This is a genomic window from Altererythrobacter sp. H2 (assembly GCF_035319885.1).
In the GTDB taxonomy this organism is placed as follows: Bacteria; Pseudomonadota; Alphaproteobacteria; order Sphingomonadales; family Sphingomonadaceae; genus 34-65-8.
Genome location: NZ_CP141285.1, coordinates 2,266,571 through 2,283,808, shown reverse-complemented (window position 1 = coordinate 2,283,808; position 17,238 = coordinate 2,266,571). Strand labels below are relative to the sequence as shown.

11 protein-coding genes are annotated in these 17,238 nt (G+C 58.8%); 10 read left to right on the top strand and 1 reads right to left on the bottom strand.

Going from position 1 to position 17,238, the window contains the following annotated elements:
- The first annotated feature begins 91 nt into the window (after positions 1–91).
- The 9 genes from U4960_RS11300 (at position 92) to U4960_RS11260 (ending at position 14,612) form a co-directional block, all read left to right on the top strand.
- Positions 92–745 carry a hypothetical protein gene (locus U4960_RS11300; RefSeq protein WP_324260738.1) on the top strand — a complete coding sequence of 218 codons (654 nt, stop codon included), beginning with the start codon at positions 92–94 and terminating at the stop codon, positions 743–745.
- Positions 742–3,339, top strand: coding sequence for a type IV secretion system DNA-binding domain-containing protein (locus tag U4960_RS11295; RefSeq protein ID WP_324260737.1), 2,598 nt, complete (start codon positions 742–744; stop codon positions 3,337–3,339). Before U4960_RS11300 ends, U4960_RS11295 begins: the two co-directional genes overlap by 4 nt.
- Before the next feature lie 176 nt (positions 3,340–3,515).
- The gene (locus U4960_RS11290; protein ID WP_324260736.1) at positions 3,516–4,370 is read left to right on the top strand and encodes a hypothetical protein; all 855 of its coding nucleotides are present in this window, start codon (positions 3,516–3,518) and stop codon (positions 4,368–4,370) included.
- 657 nt (positions 4,371–5,027) lie between these two features.
- Positions 5,028–7,046 carry a type I restriction-modification system subunit M gene (locus tag U4960_RS11285; protein ID WP_324260735.1) on the top strand — a complete coding sequence of 673 codons (2,019 nt, stop codon included), beginning with the start codon at positions 5,028–5,030 and terminating at the stop codon, positions 7,044–7,046.
- A gap of 146 nt (positions 7,047–7,192) precedes the next feature.
- On the top strand, positions 7,193–8,257 hold the full coding sequence (locus tag U4960_RS11280) for a restriction endonuclease subunit S (protein WP_324260734.1): 1,065 nt from the start codon (positions 7,193–7,195) through the stop codon (positions 8,255–8,257).
- Positions 8,254–9,123 carry an abortive infection family protein gene (locus U4960_RS11275; RefSeq protein ID WP_324260733.1) on the top strand — a complete coding sequence of 290 codons (870 nt, stop codon included), beginning with the start codon at positions 8,254–8,256 and terminating at the stop codon, positions 9,121–9,123. The genes U4960_RS11280 and U4960_RS11275 overlap by 4 nt, the downstream gene beginning before the upstream one ends.
- Positions 9,120–10,946 carry a DUF262 domain-containing protein gene (locus tag U4960_RS11270; RefSeq protein WP_324260732.1) on the top strand — a complete coding sequence of 609 codons (1,827 nt, stop codon included), beginning with the start codon at positions 9,120–9,122 and terminating at the stop codon, positions 10,944–10,946. Before U4960_RS11275 ends, U4960_RS11270 begins: the two co-directional genes overlap by 4 nt.
- Entirely contained in the window at positions 10,943–13,948 is a 3,006-nt protein-coding gene (locus U4960_RS11265) for a type I restriction endonuclease subunit R (protein WP_324260731.1), read from the top strand. Before U4960_RS11270 ends, U4960_RS11265 begins: the two co-directional genes overlap by 4 nt.
- A gap of 364 nt (positions 13,949–14,312) precedes the next feature.
- A complete protein-coding gene (locus U4960_RS11260; protein ID WP_324260730.1) occupies positions 14,313–14,612 on the top strand; it encodes a hypothetical protein in 300 nt (99 codons plus the stop codon).
- A gap of 166 nt (positions 14,613–14,778) precedes the next feature.
- Here the strand turns inward: U4960_RS11260 and U4960_RS11255 are convergent, their stop codons facing one another.
- Positions 14,779–15,570, bottom strand: coding sequence for an alpha/beta fold hydrolase (locus U4960_RS11255; protein ID WP_324260729.1), 792 nt, complete (start codon positions 15,568–15,570; stop codon positions 14,779–14,781).
- Between the two features lie 320 nt (positions 15,571–15,890).
- Here U4960_RS11255 and U4960_RS11250 point away from each other — a divergent pair, with 320 nt between their 5' ends.
- Positions 15,891–17,228 (top strand): amidohydrolase, encoded by a 1,338-nt coding sequence (locus U4960_RS11250; RefSeq protein ID WP_324260728.1) that lies wholly within the window; start codon positions 15,891–15,893, stop codon positions 17,226–17,228.
- Positions 17,229–17,238 lie beyond the last annotated feature (10 nt).

Below are 17,238 nucleotides of genomic sequence, written 5' to 3'. Positions count from 1 at the left end.
GCTTGATCGTTCCGACTTCCCGCTTAATATGACCGCCTGAATCATTGGCTTGTCGTGCCAGCGGTCGCAGTCGTGGCAGGCTTTGGAGGGCTTGGCCGTGCTGCAATGGGAACAGCTAGTAACACATGGCCATGTGCGGGCGGCACGCTGGCGCAAGGCCGCGCCGTTTTTGTTTTGGGGTGCGGTGGCCGCGATCATCCTTGGCGTTTTTCTCGCTCTGTCATTGCCGGACTCCCCGCCGTCAACGCGCGTGGCCGAGGCCAAAAACGCATACGCCGACGCGCAGCGGCGCGCCGTCAGCCAGTATATGCAGGAGATCGGCGCGAGATTAAGTCAGCCGCCCCAGCGCGTTGTTCAGGCACCAACGCCAGTCGAAGCCCAAGCGGAGGCAACCTCCGCAATTGAGGCGCTAGGCAGAACAGGCCGCTTGCCCGAAGCCGTAACGCGCCAGACCCCGGATGCGTTCTGGCGCGGTGACTGGCAGGCCGAAGGCATTCATGCCGTCGAGGATGAGCGCAGCATTTTGCTTGGCTATTACGTTGATGTTGCCAATCCCAACTATGGCGAACGGCCACAGGTGCGACGCATCTTCAGCCTGTTGCGGCGCGACGATGAAGGCACATGGCGGGTCTATTGCCTCGCAGTGCAGGGCGCGCAGCCGTGCGGCTCGGCCTCTATCGACCCGACCACCATCCCCGCAACCATGCGCGGCCTGCTGCCCGCTGCTGCCTTCGAGGTGGAATGATGCCAGACTGGATCATCCCCGTTGCCATTGCCATTGCTCTCGGACTGGCCTTGCTATTTGCGCCCACCCGCAGACTCTTGCGCAAGGCGCTCAATCTCATTCCAGCGCTAGCGCTGCTTGTTATCGGCCTTGCCGCCTACGTGCTGTGGAGGCCCGTCAATTGGCTTATTGCGCGCGTGCCCTTCCTTGCCAACGCAAGCGAACGCTTCGCGGCAGGGGTGGAGCGCATCGGCACTCGCAAGACCGGATTGCCCGCTGGCGATCGCGCGGCGATCGCGCGGGAGCTGTGGCCCGAACAACTCTATCCGTTCCTCTATCAAGAGGTGCCGGACGATATTCGCCGCCCCTTATGGGAGGACGGCAAGCTCGTTGGCGGTCAAGATATTCCGTGGGCGGCCGACCGCCATTTCGGCGCAGGGATGACCAAAGCCGCAGGGCAATGCGGCCTCGCAGCAACCATCATCGCGCTGATCGCGCAACCGCTGTTACTGCTGGCGTGGAAGGGCGTCACGTCGCCGGACGTGACTGCCGCGCCTGTTCTATATGAGCAGTTCCCCGGCGAAGAGCCTGCCTATGTTTCGGGCTGGGATGTATGGCAGGCCGTCGCGGCAGATTTTGCCGCCAGCCTGTTTGGCGGTGCCATCACCGTTTTTGGCTTGCTGGCCGCGTGGCTGTTGATCGCTATAGGCATCGGCATTCTTGTCGCCATCGCCGCGATTGAACATTGGCGACGTGAAGCATCTGCACCTTACGAGGTGCTGTCCAAGGACGCTCACGTGCGCTGGCCCTACCGCGCCGAAGCGCGAGAAATTGCCCGCGCAGGCTATGTGCGACAGGTCGCTCATGCCACGGGGTTTTTGGAAGACGCGCCGCTCTTTGAGATCGGCAAAGGCACGGGCACCTTCCGTGTGCGCGGCGATATGGCCGCGCCAAGCAAAGGACAAACCCTCGCGCTCGATGGAGAGGCCTTGTTCCAGCATCTGCTGGTGTTCGGTGGCACCGGCGACGGCAAAACCACCGCAATCCTCAAACCCCTGTTGCGTCAGGTATTCGCGGAGCCGGAGTGCGGCGCATACATCACCGATGCCAAGGGCGTGCTGTGGCATGACGCGGAAAAAATCGCCGCCGCTGCGGGGCGGTCGGGTGACGTGCTGCGTATCGGCACAGGCACGGGCGAACTTGGCGTGAATATCACCGCCAGCCTTGCGCCCAATCATATCGCCGCCGTCCTGCGCTCGGTTCTCGCACAGGTCGGCGGAGCGCAGGGTGACACCTTCTGGCCTGACATGGCCGCAAACCTGATGCGCCACGCGCTCACTATTGGGCGTGCCTATGCCGCGACGCCGGAGGGTGAAGGCGAGTCAAAGCGCCTGCATCCGTCGAGCCTGTGGTGGGCGTATCAGGCAGTGCTGGACGACAAGCGGCTGCAATCGGCGTGCGACGCGATAAGCCGCGCCAATAAAGCCTGCCTTGAAGTCATGGAGGAAGCCCGCAAGGCGGGCGATCAAGACGCGCTTTTGCGCCAGATCGACCTTACGCGCGTGCTGTCATCATCCGATGTTGCTGCCAGCCAGTCCTATGTGACGGCCACATGGAAAGACATGGCAAAGGACACCAAGACGGGCATCACCGCCAATATCTCGCAGCTTATGGACGGGTTCGCGGGCGCGCCTGCTTTGCGCGAGCGTTTCTTGTGCGGGCTGAATGAGGATACCGCCAGCCTGGACGCGCCGCTCAATGGCAAAATCGCGCTTGTGACCCTGAATACGATGGAGGACGGCTTGCCCGCGCGCCTTGTCGCCATCCTGCTCAAGACGGTGCTGTATCGGGAAGCGCGGCGGCGCGAGGCTACGTTGAAAAAGCAGGGCGGCAGCCCGCAGGCCAATCCCTGCATTGTGATGATGGACGAGGTGCAGGAACTTGCGACCGTTGACCCCACATCCGGCCTCAGCGACGCGACGTTTTGGAACGTCGCGCGCTCCACTGGAATAGCGGGCGTATTCGCTACGCAGACGGTGGCGGCGCTGACGCAGGCAATGGGCAAAGACGCCGCCGAAAACTTCATGCAACAGGCCCGCAGCAAGATATTCCTGCGTAGCGAAGATCAGGCCACCGTGTCCTATGCCTGTTGGCTGGCGGGAGAGTTCGAGCGCAACCGCGTGTTTGGCGAGGGGCAATGGGAGAGCTTAGATCAGCGGGAATTGATAAGCGGCTGGTCGCCCTTTGCACCGCTGGACGATGACGCCCCGCCACCCAATGCGGGCGGGGCGGGGTTCTACTTTAAGGCCGCGCGGGGCTTCTTGGACAGTGCGGCCATTGGCGCGGCAACCGCCAAGCCGACCTATGCACCAGACATGCGCTTCGTGCCGGAAGCGACCGATCAGGCCACCCAGCTTGCGGCCTTGAGCGCCCAACAGCAAGCGGCATGGCGGCAAGAGGATCGTGACCGCCAATACCGCTCAGAAGGCAACGCGATGGCACCCGCAATGACTCCGGCGGACTTCATCGCAATGGGGCGCTGGCACGCATACGCCCATATCCAACGGGCAGGGATAGCACGACAAGACGTAGTGGCACTGTCGCACGAGTTCTGACCCGCAACCGTGACGCGCAGCCAGAGTTCCCCACCGCCGATGCCCAACACGGCGAATGGCAGCAGGCCGAGCGGGGCGGTATCGACCACCGCGAGCGCAAGGCGCAGGTCAAGGCGCTGTATGAAGCCAGCGACACCGGCCCAGCCTTCAAGGCCGCACTTGAGGATGCGGGCTATGTGCTGGCGCGCGGTGACCGCCGCGATTTCGTCATCCTCGATGACGACGCCAAGGTGCATAGCCTTGGCCGCCAGCTTTCCGGCGTGAAGGCCGCAGACCTTCGCGCCTTCATGGCCGATGTAGATTCCGAGAGCCTGCCAAGCGTCAAGGAAGCCCGCGCCGCCATCCGAGAGGCTGGCCGCACCGCGCTATCGCCGGAGGCCGATCTGTCCGGCCTGCCCGACACCACCGCAGAGCCGCCGCGTCAGGAGCCGACCCCAGCCGAACGCGATACAACGTCGCCGCAGGATGTGGCGGCAGAAGCCGAGCGCCAGCATATCGACGCTGTGCGCCGTGCCGTCATGGAGCGTCACGCCACCGAGTTGAAGGAACAAGAGCAGCGCCACGCCCGCGAGGTGACTGAGCTACAAGAGAGTCAACAGGCCGCAGCTAACAAGGCCATTGAGGACTTCGCCAAGGAGCAGGCGCAGCGCGTGGTTGCGGAGCGCCCGCCGGAGCCGGGCGGCTTTGAGCGTATGTGGCGCAACATCCGCGAGGCTGTGGACGAGGAAGCCCGCCGTCAGCGCATTGCCGACGAAGCAAGGCGAGCAACCGACCTTGAGGATCGCCGCAGCGATGAAATCCGCATCATGGTGTCCGGCATTGACGCTGCCCAACGCGCGGAGATCAACACCCTTGTTGATCGTCAGGGCAGAGAGCGCGCCGACCTGCTAAACGAGCAGGCGCGCGACCTTAAACGCGCCATCGAGGACGACGAGCGCGCTCGCCATCTTGCGCGCGAGTATGAAGAACGGCAGCGCGAAGCCCTAGCGCGCGAACGTGAAGGGCCGGAGCGAGATCCCCGCGCACGCTGACAGGCTCGCGTTTCCTGCAATCACAACCGGGCCTGCTGCTAGGACAGATTGCCAGCCTAGTGCCGCAAGCCGCCAAATCGGTATCGCGCTTCGTGCGCGGCACGGCGCTTGCGCTTGTGCCGAGCCTTGTATCACGCTTCATGGCGGTTGCCCGACGCGCCAAGAAAGCCAAGGGCGGGGCTGGTAGCGCCAGCCATACCGAAATCACATCCAGTTTCTTTTCGACTTCCGGCAACACATCCGAGGGCGTGGCTGACGGTGCCGACTTGGGGTCGATGTTCCTTGCTCCCCCCTTGGCTCCACGCCCGAAACCACCGCGCGCGGTGCGCCGTCGCCTGCGTTCCAGATTCCGCGCACGGCAGTTCCTGAAACCGCCTTGGATGCGCTAGGGAGCGACGCGCTATTGGCGATCATGGATGCTGATCTTGCAAGATGAGCTTGTTCTGACAAATTTCGCGGCACCGACTGCAACGGGGAGCATCCGCCCGACACATTGAAAGAAAATTACCTTTGCCCTGTGGCATGATACCGGCCAAAGTGGGAACCGATAGCGCTCCGAGTGCAGCAGCAGTAGGGGCGCGTCATCCGGAAAAAGAATAGAGACATGGGGCGAAACCCCATGTTTTGTTTCGTGCGGAAACGACAGGGGATTAATAGATGCAAAGAGAGGAAATCCGCAGCCTTAGCGGATTTGTGTGGTCAGTCGCGGATATACTTCGTGGGGACTTCAAGCAGTCTGAATACGGCAAAGTTATCCTTCCTTTTGTCGTATTGCGCCGACTGGACTGCATCCTTGAATCTGCCAAGGACGCCGTTCTCGAAGCTGCAAATTCGATTCCCGAAGGCGTGGACGACGCCACTCGCGACATGATTTTGTTCGGCGCGGTGGGGGATAACGTGAAAGTTTACAACCTGTCCCGTTTCACGCTGACCACCCTCAAGGGCCAAGACCCCGGTCAGCTTCATGCCAATCTGGTCGACTATATCACCAAGTTTTCGACTAACGTCCGCGACATCTTTCTCGACAAGTTTCTGTTCACGGACCAGCTCAAGCGTCTCAAAGAGGGGGATATCCTCTGGAACGTCTTTGAGCGTTTCACAGAAATCGACCTGCATCCAGATGCCGTCAGCAACATTGAGATGGGCTACCTGTTCGAGGAGCTAATCCGCCGCTTCTCGGAAATTTCTAACGAGACTGCGGGTGAGCACTTCACCCCTCGCGAGGTGATTAGCCTGATCGTGGATTTGCTGATCGCCAACGACGATACCAAGCTGACTGGGCGCGGCATCATCAGGCAGGTCTATGACCCGGCCTGCGGTACGGGAGGTATGCTCGCACTTACAGAAGCTGCTTTACAGGAGTTTAATCCTTCAATCCGCGTCGAATTGTTCGGGCAGGAATTGAACGGTGAATCCTTCGGCATCTGTAAATCCGACATGCTCGTGACGGGCCACGATCCTGAGCAGATCGCCTTTGGCAACACGCTCACGCATGACGCACATAAGGATAAGCGATTCCACTACATGTTGTCGAACCCGCCTTACGGCGTGGACTGGAAAAAGTATCAAGACGCGATTAAGGCCGAAGCTGACTTAATGGGCTCCGATGGCCGCTTCGGTGCAGGGACGCCGCGCATTTCCGATGGCCAGCTTCTCTTCCTTCAACACATGATCTCTAAAATGCGAGACGATGAAATTGGCTCGCGCATTGGCATCGTCATGAACGGTTCGCCCTTATTTTCTGGTGGAGCGGGGTCCGGTGAAAGCGAAATCCGTCGATGGATGTTTGAGAAAGATTGGGTTGAGGCGATTGTAGCTCTCCCCACCGACTTGTTCTATAACACCGGCATTCAGACCTATGTATGGTTACTAACCAACCGCAAGCCCGCCAATCGCCGGGGCAAGGTGCAGCTGATCGACGCCAGCGGCGAACGGTTCTGGCGCTCCATGCGCAAATCTCTAGGCTCCAAGCGCCGAGAGATACCCGAAGAAGCTCGCGCCGACATCGTGCGCATTTACGAAGGGTTCCTGAACGGTGATAGCGGTGCAGGCGACGTTGCAAAAATCTTTGACGTTGCCGACTTCGGCTATCGTGAAATCCGCGTCGAACGCCCGCTGCGCCTGAATTTTCAGGCAAATCAAGAGCGGATCGCCCGCCTCGCTGCGGAGAAGGTGTATGCGCGCCTGGCAGAAGACGAGCGGGAAGAGATCGAAGTCGCCTTGCTGGGGATGGGAGACAAGCTTTTCACCAACCGCGAGGCCTTCGAGAATACGTTGGCTAAGGCGCTCAAGGCAGATGGTGTGAAGATTGCTGGGCCAGTCAAAAAAGCAATTCTTTCAGCACTCTCCGAGCGCGACGAGGAAGCTGACATTTGCACTGACAAGGACGGCAATCCAGAACCGGACACAGATTTGCGCGATCATGAGCTTGTGCCGCTTAATGAAGACTGGCGCGAGTATGTGGCGCGAGAGGTGAAGCCATTCGCTGCCGATGCGTGGGTGGATGAATCCTACCGCGACGCCCGCGACCGCGAAATCGGCCGCGTCGGTTACGAGATCAACTTCAATCGCTATTTCTACCGCTACACTCCGCCGCGCCCGCTTGATGAAATCGACGCGGAACTTAAGGCGCTGGAAGTAGAGATCGCGGGCCTACTGCAAGAGGTTGCGGCGTGACGCTAATTTTTCAGCACCATCGTCTCGACCACTTGTTCCGCGAGGTAAAGCAGACGATCCCGCTCGCGGAGTCGGAACTTCTAACGCCCAGCACAGTGTATGGTGTCGTGCCCCAGTCTTCGCTCCCCTCAAAACCTCACCAAGTCATGCGCGAGGGATATGAGGTGCATCCTGCCATGCCGGGAGATTTTGTGATCTCCATGAGCAGCTTCCTTCACGGTTTTGAATATTGCACGCGCTACGGCGGTATTTCTCCTGACTACACCCTGCTGCGCCCCCGCTTTGATGAGCAAATTGGCAGGTTTCTTAGATATTCCTTGAAATCCGATTTTCTGATCCAACAGCTAACCGTGTTCCGAAATGGCATCCGGCAAGGTCAGCGGCTTCAATGGAATAGGGTGCGCTATGTTAAAATTCCCGTTCCAGATGCTGATGCCGCAAGCGTAGTTGCGGATTTCCTAGACTGTGAAACCGCCCGCATCGACCAGTTGATCGAGAAGAAACGCCTTTTCGTGACCGGCGTGGCGCGTCGGATTGAGGCGCTTGTGGATCAAGCAATTTCAGACGCCGATGTTCCACGCATACGATTTGAGCACCTCACGCATCGCGTTTCTCGTCCGGTTACGTTATCCGAGCATGATGAGCTGGTTCGGCTTGGCCTCTATAACCGGGGGCGCGGCATTTTCAAAAAGCCCGCTGCCGATGAAGAAGGCATGGGCGATTCCGAGTTCTGCTTCGTTGAGGCTGGCGACCTAATCCTCAGCGGCCAATTCGCATGGGAGGGCGCAGTCGCCATCGCGACCGCCGAGGAAGAAGGCTGCGTCGTCTCGCACCGATACCCTGTTTATCGCGGCAAGGCCGGGGTTAGCACCTCGTATTTACTCGGTCTCTTTCGCAGCAGCTACGGTGATTTCCTTCTCAATGAAGCGTCGAGAGGTTCGGCTGGTCGCAACCGCCCCCTGAACATCCGCCGACTTGGAAAGGAAAAAATCCCGGTTGCCGGATTGGCATTGCAGCAGGCCGTTGAGCAAGCGGTCGATTTCGAGCGGCGGTTAAAGGGAAAAACAGAACAGTCGATTGCCCGGTTAGAGGAGTTCCGTGCCGCGCTCATCACCGCAGCCGTGACCGGACAAATCGACGTGGCGACTTGGGGCAAGCATAGTCAGACAGATCGTCGCCTTGACCGGATTGAGGAGGCCTTGCGGGCATGAGATTGACCGCTAAATCTCTTGAATCCCTGACTGGAATCATCACGGGCGATTCCCGAAAAAGTCCATATCGGTCCGGCCCTCAGCTTGTCGGCTTTTTCAATGATTTCGGCGAAAGCGACCTCTATGGGCAGGGTTTTCCCTCACGCGCTCAATTCGCGCGCGCCAAATTGGACAAGTTTAATGGCACGGACACGATGAAGGATATCGTGTCCACAGCCTTTGATTTTATCGGCGAAGATGGTTTCAATGCCGAGAACGTGGCCTATCAGTTCAATCAAATTCTGTCCCGTGATGGCTTCCGACTTGTCAAGAAAGATGATTACGGTTGGATGGAAGGGGATAGGGAAGTCAGGATCAATCCACGTTTTGAAGTCAGCTCCATTGGGCAAAGCGTCATGGCACCTACAAGCCTTGTCGCGATCAGCCATGAGGCCATCACCGAGCAAGTGCGCAAGGCCAGTCAGAAAATTGAGTCCGGCGATTACTCTGGTGCGATCACCAACGCCTATACTTTGGTTGAGCACCTCCTAAAGCTCTTGCTCGCAGAAACGGCCACAGCTTTCAAGGAAACCGAGGGTGATATCAGGGCGCTCTACAAGGCGCTACAGCCATCCTTAAACCTTGACCCTGCCAAACTTGAGGAGCCGCTAAAGCCGATAGCGGGCGGCTTCCAGTCATTGATCGGCGGACTTTACGAAATGGCCAACAAGGGCAGCGATCGCCACGCTCGTCGCTTCAATCCCGCGCGGCATCACGCTAAGCTAGCCGTCAATGCGGCCTTCGCTCTTTGCGATTTTCTTGTTGAGAGTCGAGACTATCAGAAAGCACGGGCGGCCAATGCTCTAGAAAAAGAGGATGCGGCATGAGCGGAATTGTTGGGGAAGCGAAAACAGTTCGCAAGCTTCTGAAAGGCGAGAAGTATTCCATTGACTACTATCAGCGCGAATACAAATGGGGCGAGAAGCAAGCCCGCGAGTTGATCGATGATCTCACCGGCAAGTTCCTTGAAGAATATCAGCCCACCCACGCACGCAAGAAGATTGCCGAATATCCCCACTATTTCCTCGGCGCGATTATCGTAAGTAAGAAGGAGGGGGCCAACTATCTCGTTGACGGGCAACAACGCCTCACCAGCCTTACCCTGCTTCTGATCCTTCTGCGAAATCTTCAGCGCGAACGCGATGACCTCGTGAACGTCGATGAGCTGATTGTCTCCGAAAAGTTCGGCGAAAAATCATTCAACTTGGACGTTGATGAGCGCGCGCCGTGCATGGCTGCACTCTTCGAGCAGGAGGACTTTGACCCCACCGACCGTTCGGAATCCGTGCAGAACCTGTATGCGCGATACGAGGACATGAAGAGTGCGTGGCCGGAAGAATTGCGCGGTGATGCGCTCCCTTACTTCATCGACTGGCTGATGGAAAACGTCCATTTGGTAGAAATCACAGCGTATTCAGACGACGACGCTTACACGATCTTCGAGACGATGAATGATCGCGGACTGTCACTCAGCCCAACGGATATGCTCAAAGGATATCTGCTGGCGAATATCGCTGAGAACAAGCGTGTCGCCGCCAACAACCGTTGGCGTTCCCGCATCGCTGAATTGAACGAAGCGGGCAAGGAAGTGGAATCAGACTTTTTCAAGGCATGGCTTCGCAGTCAGTTCGCTACAAAAATCCGTGAGCGCAAGCGCGGAGCCAAACCAGAGGACTTCGACCGCATTGGCACGGAGTTCCACCGATGGTTACGCGACACCAGCAGAGCGAACGGCTTGATCGGAGAGGATGACTTCTTCCGCTTCATCGAGCGCGATTTCGACTTTTACGCGCGACACTATCTGCTGGCTATGAAAGCATCCCAAACGCGCGTGCCGGGGCTGGAAGCTGTTCAATACAATTCACAAAACGGGTTCACGCTTCAATACATGCTTCTGCTTGCTCCGCTCAAACCGGAGGACGACCCCAACATCGCCAAGCTGAAAATGAATATAGTCGCGCGTTTCGTGGACATCCTGATTGCCCGGCGCATTTGGAATTTTCGCAGTATCGCATATTCGACGATGCAATACGCAATGTTCCTGGTTATGCGCGAGATCAGGGGCCTCGATGTTCAAGCTTTGGCTGCCAAGCTGGTCGAGCAGCTTTCAGAGCAGGATGAGACGTTCGAGAGTAATGACCGACTCTATGTGCACCAGCAGAACCGATACCTGATCCACCGGCTACTGGCACGTCTGACTGAGTATGTGGAAACGCAGTCGGGACAGCCTTCTCGCTATCCTGAATATGTTGCCGAAGGGCGCGAACGCTACGAGGTCGAACATATTTGGGCGAACCATGCCGAACGGCATACTGACGAGTTCTCGCATCCCGCCGACTTTGCGGAGTATCGCAATCGTATCGGCGGACTTCTGCTCCTGCCGAAAGCCTTTAATGCTAGCTACGGCGATCTTCCCTACAAAGACAAGCTTCTGCACTACCGGACGCAGAACCTACTGGCGCACTCTCTTCACCCCGATTGCTACGACCGAAATCCGGGCTTCGTCCGTTTCGTGAAGGAGTCTGGATTGCCGTTCGAGGCCGTTCCGGATTTTGCGAAGGTGAATCTTGATGATCGGGGACGACTTTATCAGAGTTTGGCGGAGCGCGTTTGGAACCCACAAGACCTTTTAGAAATGGGGGCGCAATGAGCACCGCCGCGCATAATGCCCACAAGGAACAGGTGGTGCAGGATCACCTGATCGCCCGGCTTGTCGCCGGTGAGGGCTATGAATTACGTGATGCCAAGGCTGACTATGACCGGGCACTGGCGATGGACAGGGCCTTGATCCTGCGCTTCGTCCAAAACACCCAACCCGACGAATGGACCAAGCTAGAAGGGCATTACACGTCGGCGGCGGAGGACACATTCTTCAAACAGCTCGAAAAATCCCTCAAGGATCGCGGGCTGCTGGATGTGCTTCGGCAGGGGATCAAGATTGTTCCCGGCATTAAGTTCGCGCTGTGCTACTTCCGCCCCGCCAGCGGCTTGGAACCCAAGCGCGTCACCGAATACGAGGCCAATATCCTCTCGGTGATGAAGGAGGTCGAATACAGCGAACGCCACGGCGGGCGGTTGGACGTAGCCTTGTTCCTTAATGGCCTGCCCGTTGCCACGATGGAGGCCAAGAACCTCCTTACAGGCTCCAATTTTCGGCACGCCGAGAAGCAATATCGCCAGGACCGCTCCCCAGCAGGCGAGCCGTTGCTGACCTTCAAGCGCGGGGCGTTGGTTCATTTCGCGCTGGATGAAGACAACGTATCCATGACCACGCGGCTGCAAAATGGCCGCACCCGATTCCTGCCGTTCAATCGGGGCCGCGATGGGGGGGCGGGGAATCCCGACATCGAGGACGAGTTCCGCGTCGCCTACCTCTATAACTCTGGTGAATGGGGCGCGGCGATTTTTTCTCGTGCCGTATTGCTCGACATCATCGGACGTTTCATCCACCTCGACACCAGTGGCAAGTCCGAGGCTCTGATCTTTCCGCGCTTCCAGCAGCTTGACGCCGTGCGCAAGCTCATGGCGCACGCGGGGCAGTTTGGCGCGGGGCGCAATTACCTGATCCAGCACTCTGCCGGTTCGGGCAAATCCAACACTATCGGCTGGCTTGCGCACCACGCGATCAACCTGCACGACACGGACGACAAAGCGGTATTCAACACCGCGATTATCGTCACCGACCGTATCGTGCTGGACCGCCAGCTTCAAAATACCGTGTCGCAGTTCGAGCAGACGCAAGGCGTCGTGCGCAAGATCGACGGCACATCGAAGCAACTCAAGCAGGCTATCGCCAAGGGTGCCCGCATCATCGTCACCACGATCCAGAAATTTTCAACTGAGCATCTGAAAGAGATTTCTGGTCAGGGTGATCGCACCTTCGCCGTCATCGTGGACGAAGCGCACAGCAGCCAATCCGGTAAATCCGCCCAGGCCATGACCGACGCGCTCACCCGCGCAGCGGATTCCAGTGACGACATTGAGGACATCATCGCCGCCTATCAAAAGGCGCGCGGCCCGCAGGCGAATATCAGCTTCTTTGCCTTCACCGCGACCCCCCGCAACGTCACGCTCGAACGCTTTGGCACGAAAGGTGCGGACGGGCTGCCGCATCCGTTCCATCTCTATTCTATGCGTCAGGCCATCGAAGAGGGCTTCATTCTGGACGTTCTCCAGAATTACATGACTTACAAAGCCTACTACGAGCTGGAAAAGGCTATTGAGGATGACCCGCAATTGAGCGGGCGGCGTGGTCAGAGCCGGGTTGCGCGCTACGCCAACCTTCATCCCACAGCAATCGGCCAGAAGGTCGAGATCATAGTCGAGCATTTCCGCCGCCATGTCGCCAAAATGCTGGACGGACAGGCCAAGGCCATGATCGTCACTGGTAGTCGCGATCATGCGCTGCGCTACTTCTTCGGTGTGCGTGATTACATCAAGGCGCAGGGCTACACCGACCTTCGCGCCCTTGTCGCTTTCTCCGGCGAGCTAAATTTTGATGGTCAAACCTATACAGAAGCCGATTTGACAGGCTTTGCCGAAACCGAGCTTCCGGGTCGCTTCGACGGCTTCAAGCCGGACGGCACACCCTATCCCGAACAGTATCAAATCCTGATCGTCGCCGAGAAATACCAGACCGGCTTCGACCAACCCAAGCTCTGCGCCATGTATGTAGATCGCAAGCTGGCGGGCCTACAGGCGGTGCAAACGCTGTCTCGCTTGAACCGCACCCGGCCCGGCAAGGATCAGACCTATATTCTCGACTTCCAGAACGCCATCGAAGACATACAGGACGCCTTCCGGCCCTATTTCGAGGTGACGGCGCTCGAAGCCAATTCTGATCCTAATCTCGTTTACGATCTTGAAGGGCGCCTCTTCAAATTCGCCTATCTCGACAAGGACGAGATCGAACGGTTTGCAGCAACCTATTATCAGGGTGCGCTCGACGGACATGACCGCGCGCGGCTCGAAGGACTCGTCCGTCAGGCCGTCGCTCGGTTTGAAGCCGATGACGATGAGGGTCGGCAGGAGGAGTTCCGCCAGCTTCTGCGCAGCTACATGCGTTTCTATAGCTTCATCGCGCAAGTTATGAAGCTGGAAGATACCAGCCTCGAAAAGCTGTATTCCTATGGCGCATGGCTTGCCCGTCTGCTTCCAAACCGACAGATTCCGCCCGAGATCGAGATCACCGACGACATGCTCCGGTTGCAAAAGTTCAAAGTAGAGCAAAAAGAGCAGGGTGACGCCTCACTCGCTGCCGGCGACACGGCGGCGCTCAAGGCGATCAGCGAGTTTGGTGCCAAGCCCTATACAGAGGATGAAAAGAAAGAGCTTTCTGAGATCGTCAAGGCGTTCAATGAGCGCCACGGCACGCAGTTCACCCAGGCCGACATGATCCGCTTTGAGCAGGTGAATGAGGAAATCCTTGGCGATGACCTTGCGGACATGCTCCGCAACAACCCGCCGGATGTCGTTTATGCCGCCTTCGCCCAAGCCTTCTTTCAGGGTGCAGTTCGCATGTTCCAGCGCGATAACGAAATGCGCAATATCGTGCTGACCGATGCCGAGGCGCGGGACAAGGCCACGCGCCACTTCTTCAACCGTGCGCTTCGGCAGGTGCGTGACCCCGGCGGTGCTTCACCTCCGGCATAGCAGGCTTACTGGTTACGATAGCTTCGTTCTCTCTGTCGGCAGCCGCGAACGTCATAGGCCTCATGCGTGGATTCACTGGCTTAGCCAGATCGGGCGTCAATCGCGGGCGCTTCCGCACTTCGTTTGTGCAGCTTCCCCTGTCGGGCGGTCTTTGACCGGCATGACCCCGCGACCTATTGGCCGCGCCTTGTTCTCCACATCGGCCGCAACGGTTGCGGCTCAGAGCCAAAAGGAGAACCGACATGACCACCGAAACCACCAACAGCCCCGCATTCATGCTCTACCGCGTGGACGGCAACGGCCCCGACCTGTTCACCGTCAGCACCGCGTGGGACGTGGTGCATGTTTTCGCGGGGTGCTGACAATGGAGCAGCAGCCCCAAGTTCGCCGCTTCACATGGCAGGGTATCGAGATCGAGGCCACTTATCGCCCCTGCCTGTGGGGCGGCGTCATCGCCCATCTGGAAATCAACAGCATCCAGCCGCCGCGCGCACCGCTGCCGATCACCGAAACGGGCTACCGCTCGCATTTTCACCCATGCGGCACGGTCGAAGCCAACGGCGGCGATGTGGTGGCACAGGTCATGGCGTGGCTGGACGAGGAGGCGACAAAGCCGGACTGGCAACGCTATGTCGAAAACAGCCGCCAAGGCGTGCTGTTTTAAGCCGGTGAGGGAAGGCCACGCGCGTTGCCGCGCGGCCTTCGATACGCCCCAAGCCCCGTAACCCCCGCCCTAGTAGGTGGAACGCCCAGCCTTCATGGAGCAGAGAGGCCCGTGGCCTTTTGAACTCCCGAACGAAAGCAGCCATGCCGCTTTCTTTGTTTTCCGATTATTCTCTCAATGAAGCGTTCAAGAAGTCAGCGATCAGTTTCAGCACTTCCGCTTCCGCTTCACGGTGCGGAACATGGCCAATTTTCGGCAGGATCACCGCCCGACCTTTGGCACCTGCGATGAGCTTGGGATGCTCGGCTGAGCCATATTCATCGCTCTCGCCGTGTATGGCGAGCACAGGACATTCCACGCCATCCAACGCCCGATCGAGCGACCAGTCAGCGAAGGCGGGATCGAGCCAGGTATCAATCCATGCATCGACCACCCAACGGGTTTTATCGCCATGGAATCTGGCTAGCCGTCCCAAGGCATCGGTATCACGAAATTTATCACGCGCCTTCAAAATGCCCGCGATGGTGCAATCCTCGACATAGGCTTGGGCACCCATCGTGATGGCCGCCTTGCATTGTTTGGGATAGATAGAGGCTGCGCCTACGGCCATACCGCCGCCGACACTATGGCCGCAGGCGATGAAGTGCGAGAAGCTCAAGACGCGCTGCATTGTGGGAATCACCCAAGCCGCTTCATCGGTAACAAAGCTGACTGGCAGCTTGTCAATGCGCGCGTCCGACTGTCCGAAGCCTAAACGATCATAGGCAATTACAGGCCGCCCAGTTACTTCGGCGAGCTTCTTGGGAAAATTCCGCCAACTGGCGACACTACCAAGCGACTCATGGAAAAGAATGATCGGCGTGGAGCCAGCGGTCAGCGCGTCACGATTCCATATCGCGGCAGATAGCCTGCCGTCGGGCGTTTCGAGATCGAGACTTTGCTTTTCAAATTCTGTCATGAAGTCTCCATAAGGAACACTGACACGGGCGCGCGCAATCGCGCAGCCTCTCGGGTTAAAGGCGAAGGTCAGCGATGCAGTGCGGGCCTGTGCCCATACGTAATGATATCGGAATACGGTGCATTTAGCACAAATATTAGCACACTAGCGCAAAATCCCTTGAAAACTCTATAAAATCCAGTATCTTGGAGTAGTCACTACCTGACTCAAAATCGAGTTCCTTACGGAGTGCCCGTTCGAGTCGGGCCAGGGGCACCAACCTTCTTGCATTTCGCTGGCAAGCGGTGGCACAGTCTCCCCCAGTACAGGGGGAGACGGGTATGTCGTTCAAGCGCTTTGCAGGTCAGGTTGGCATCGGGGCAATGGTGCTGGCTTTGGCCGCGCCAGCCCAGGCGGATGAACTGCGCGATGGTGTTCGCGCGCAGATGCCTGCGCTGATGGAGATGTATCGCGATCTCCACGCCAATCCTGAACTGAGTTTCGAAGAGTTCGAAACTGCCAAGAAGCTGGCCACCCGGATGCGGGCCATGGGTTTTGACGTCACCGAAGGGGTTGGCAAGACCGGCGTCGTGGCGGTCATGCGCAATGGTGACGGGCCAACCGTCATGCTGCGCGCGGACATGGACGGCCTCCCGGTGGTCGAGCAGACCGGCCTGCCCTATGCCTCGAAGCGGGTGGCGACACCGGCCTCAGGGGTCGAGACCGGTGTGATGCACGCCTGCGGGCACGATACCCACATGACCGGCCTGATTGGCGCGGCGCAGCTTCTGGTCGATCGCAAGGACCAGTGGCGCGGGACGCTCGTCCTGATCGGGCAACCTGCCGAGGAAATCGGCGAGGGGGCGCTGGCCATGCTCAAGGATGGCCTGTTCACGCGATTCCCCAAGCCGGACTACGTACTCGGTTTCCATGATGCGGCGCAGTTTCCAGCCGGGATGATCGGCTATTCGCCGGGCTATGCACTGGCAAATGTCGACAGCGTGGACATTTCCGTCCCCGGCATCGGCGGGCATGGCGCCTATCCCCACACCGCCAAGGACCCTATCGTCATCGCCAGCGCGATAGTGATGCGCCTCCAGACCCTGATCAGCCGTGAACGCAACCCGCTCGACCCGGCAGTCATAACGGTCGGCTCATTCCAGGCCGGGGCCAAGCACAACATCATTTCGGACGAGGCGCGGTTGCAGCTGACGGTGCGGTCTTACAGTGACGAGACCCGCAAGGCGCTGCTCGACGGGATCGCCCGCATTGCCCGGGCCGAGTCGATGGCGGCCGGCATGCCCGATGACAAGATTCCGAAGGTCACCGTGCAGGAACCCTATACTCCGTCGACCTTCAACACGCCCGATTTTACTGAAGAAGTCATGGCCGGATTCCGCACCCGTTTCGGGGAAAGCCGGGTGATGAAGGTGCCTTCGGTCATGGGCGGCGAGGATTTCGGCCAGTTCCTGCGCGCCAGCCCGGACGATACCAAATCGCTGATCTTCTGGGTTGGCGGCGTGCCACAGGAGGAGTTCGCCCGGGCACAAAAGGGCGAGCTTGAACTGCCTTCGCTGCACAGCCCGTTCTGGGCGCCGGATGCCGAGGCGGTGATTTCGACCGCTGCCGAAGCAATGGCGGCCGCGACGCTCGACCTGATGCCCGCGTCCGGAGGCTGAGGGTTACGCC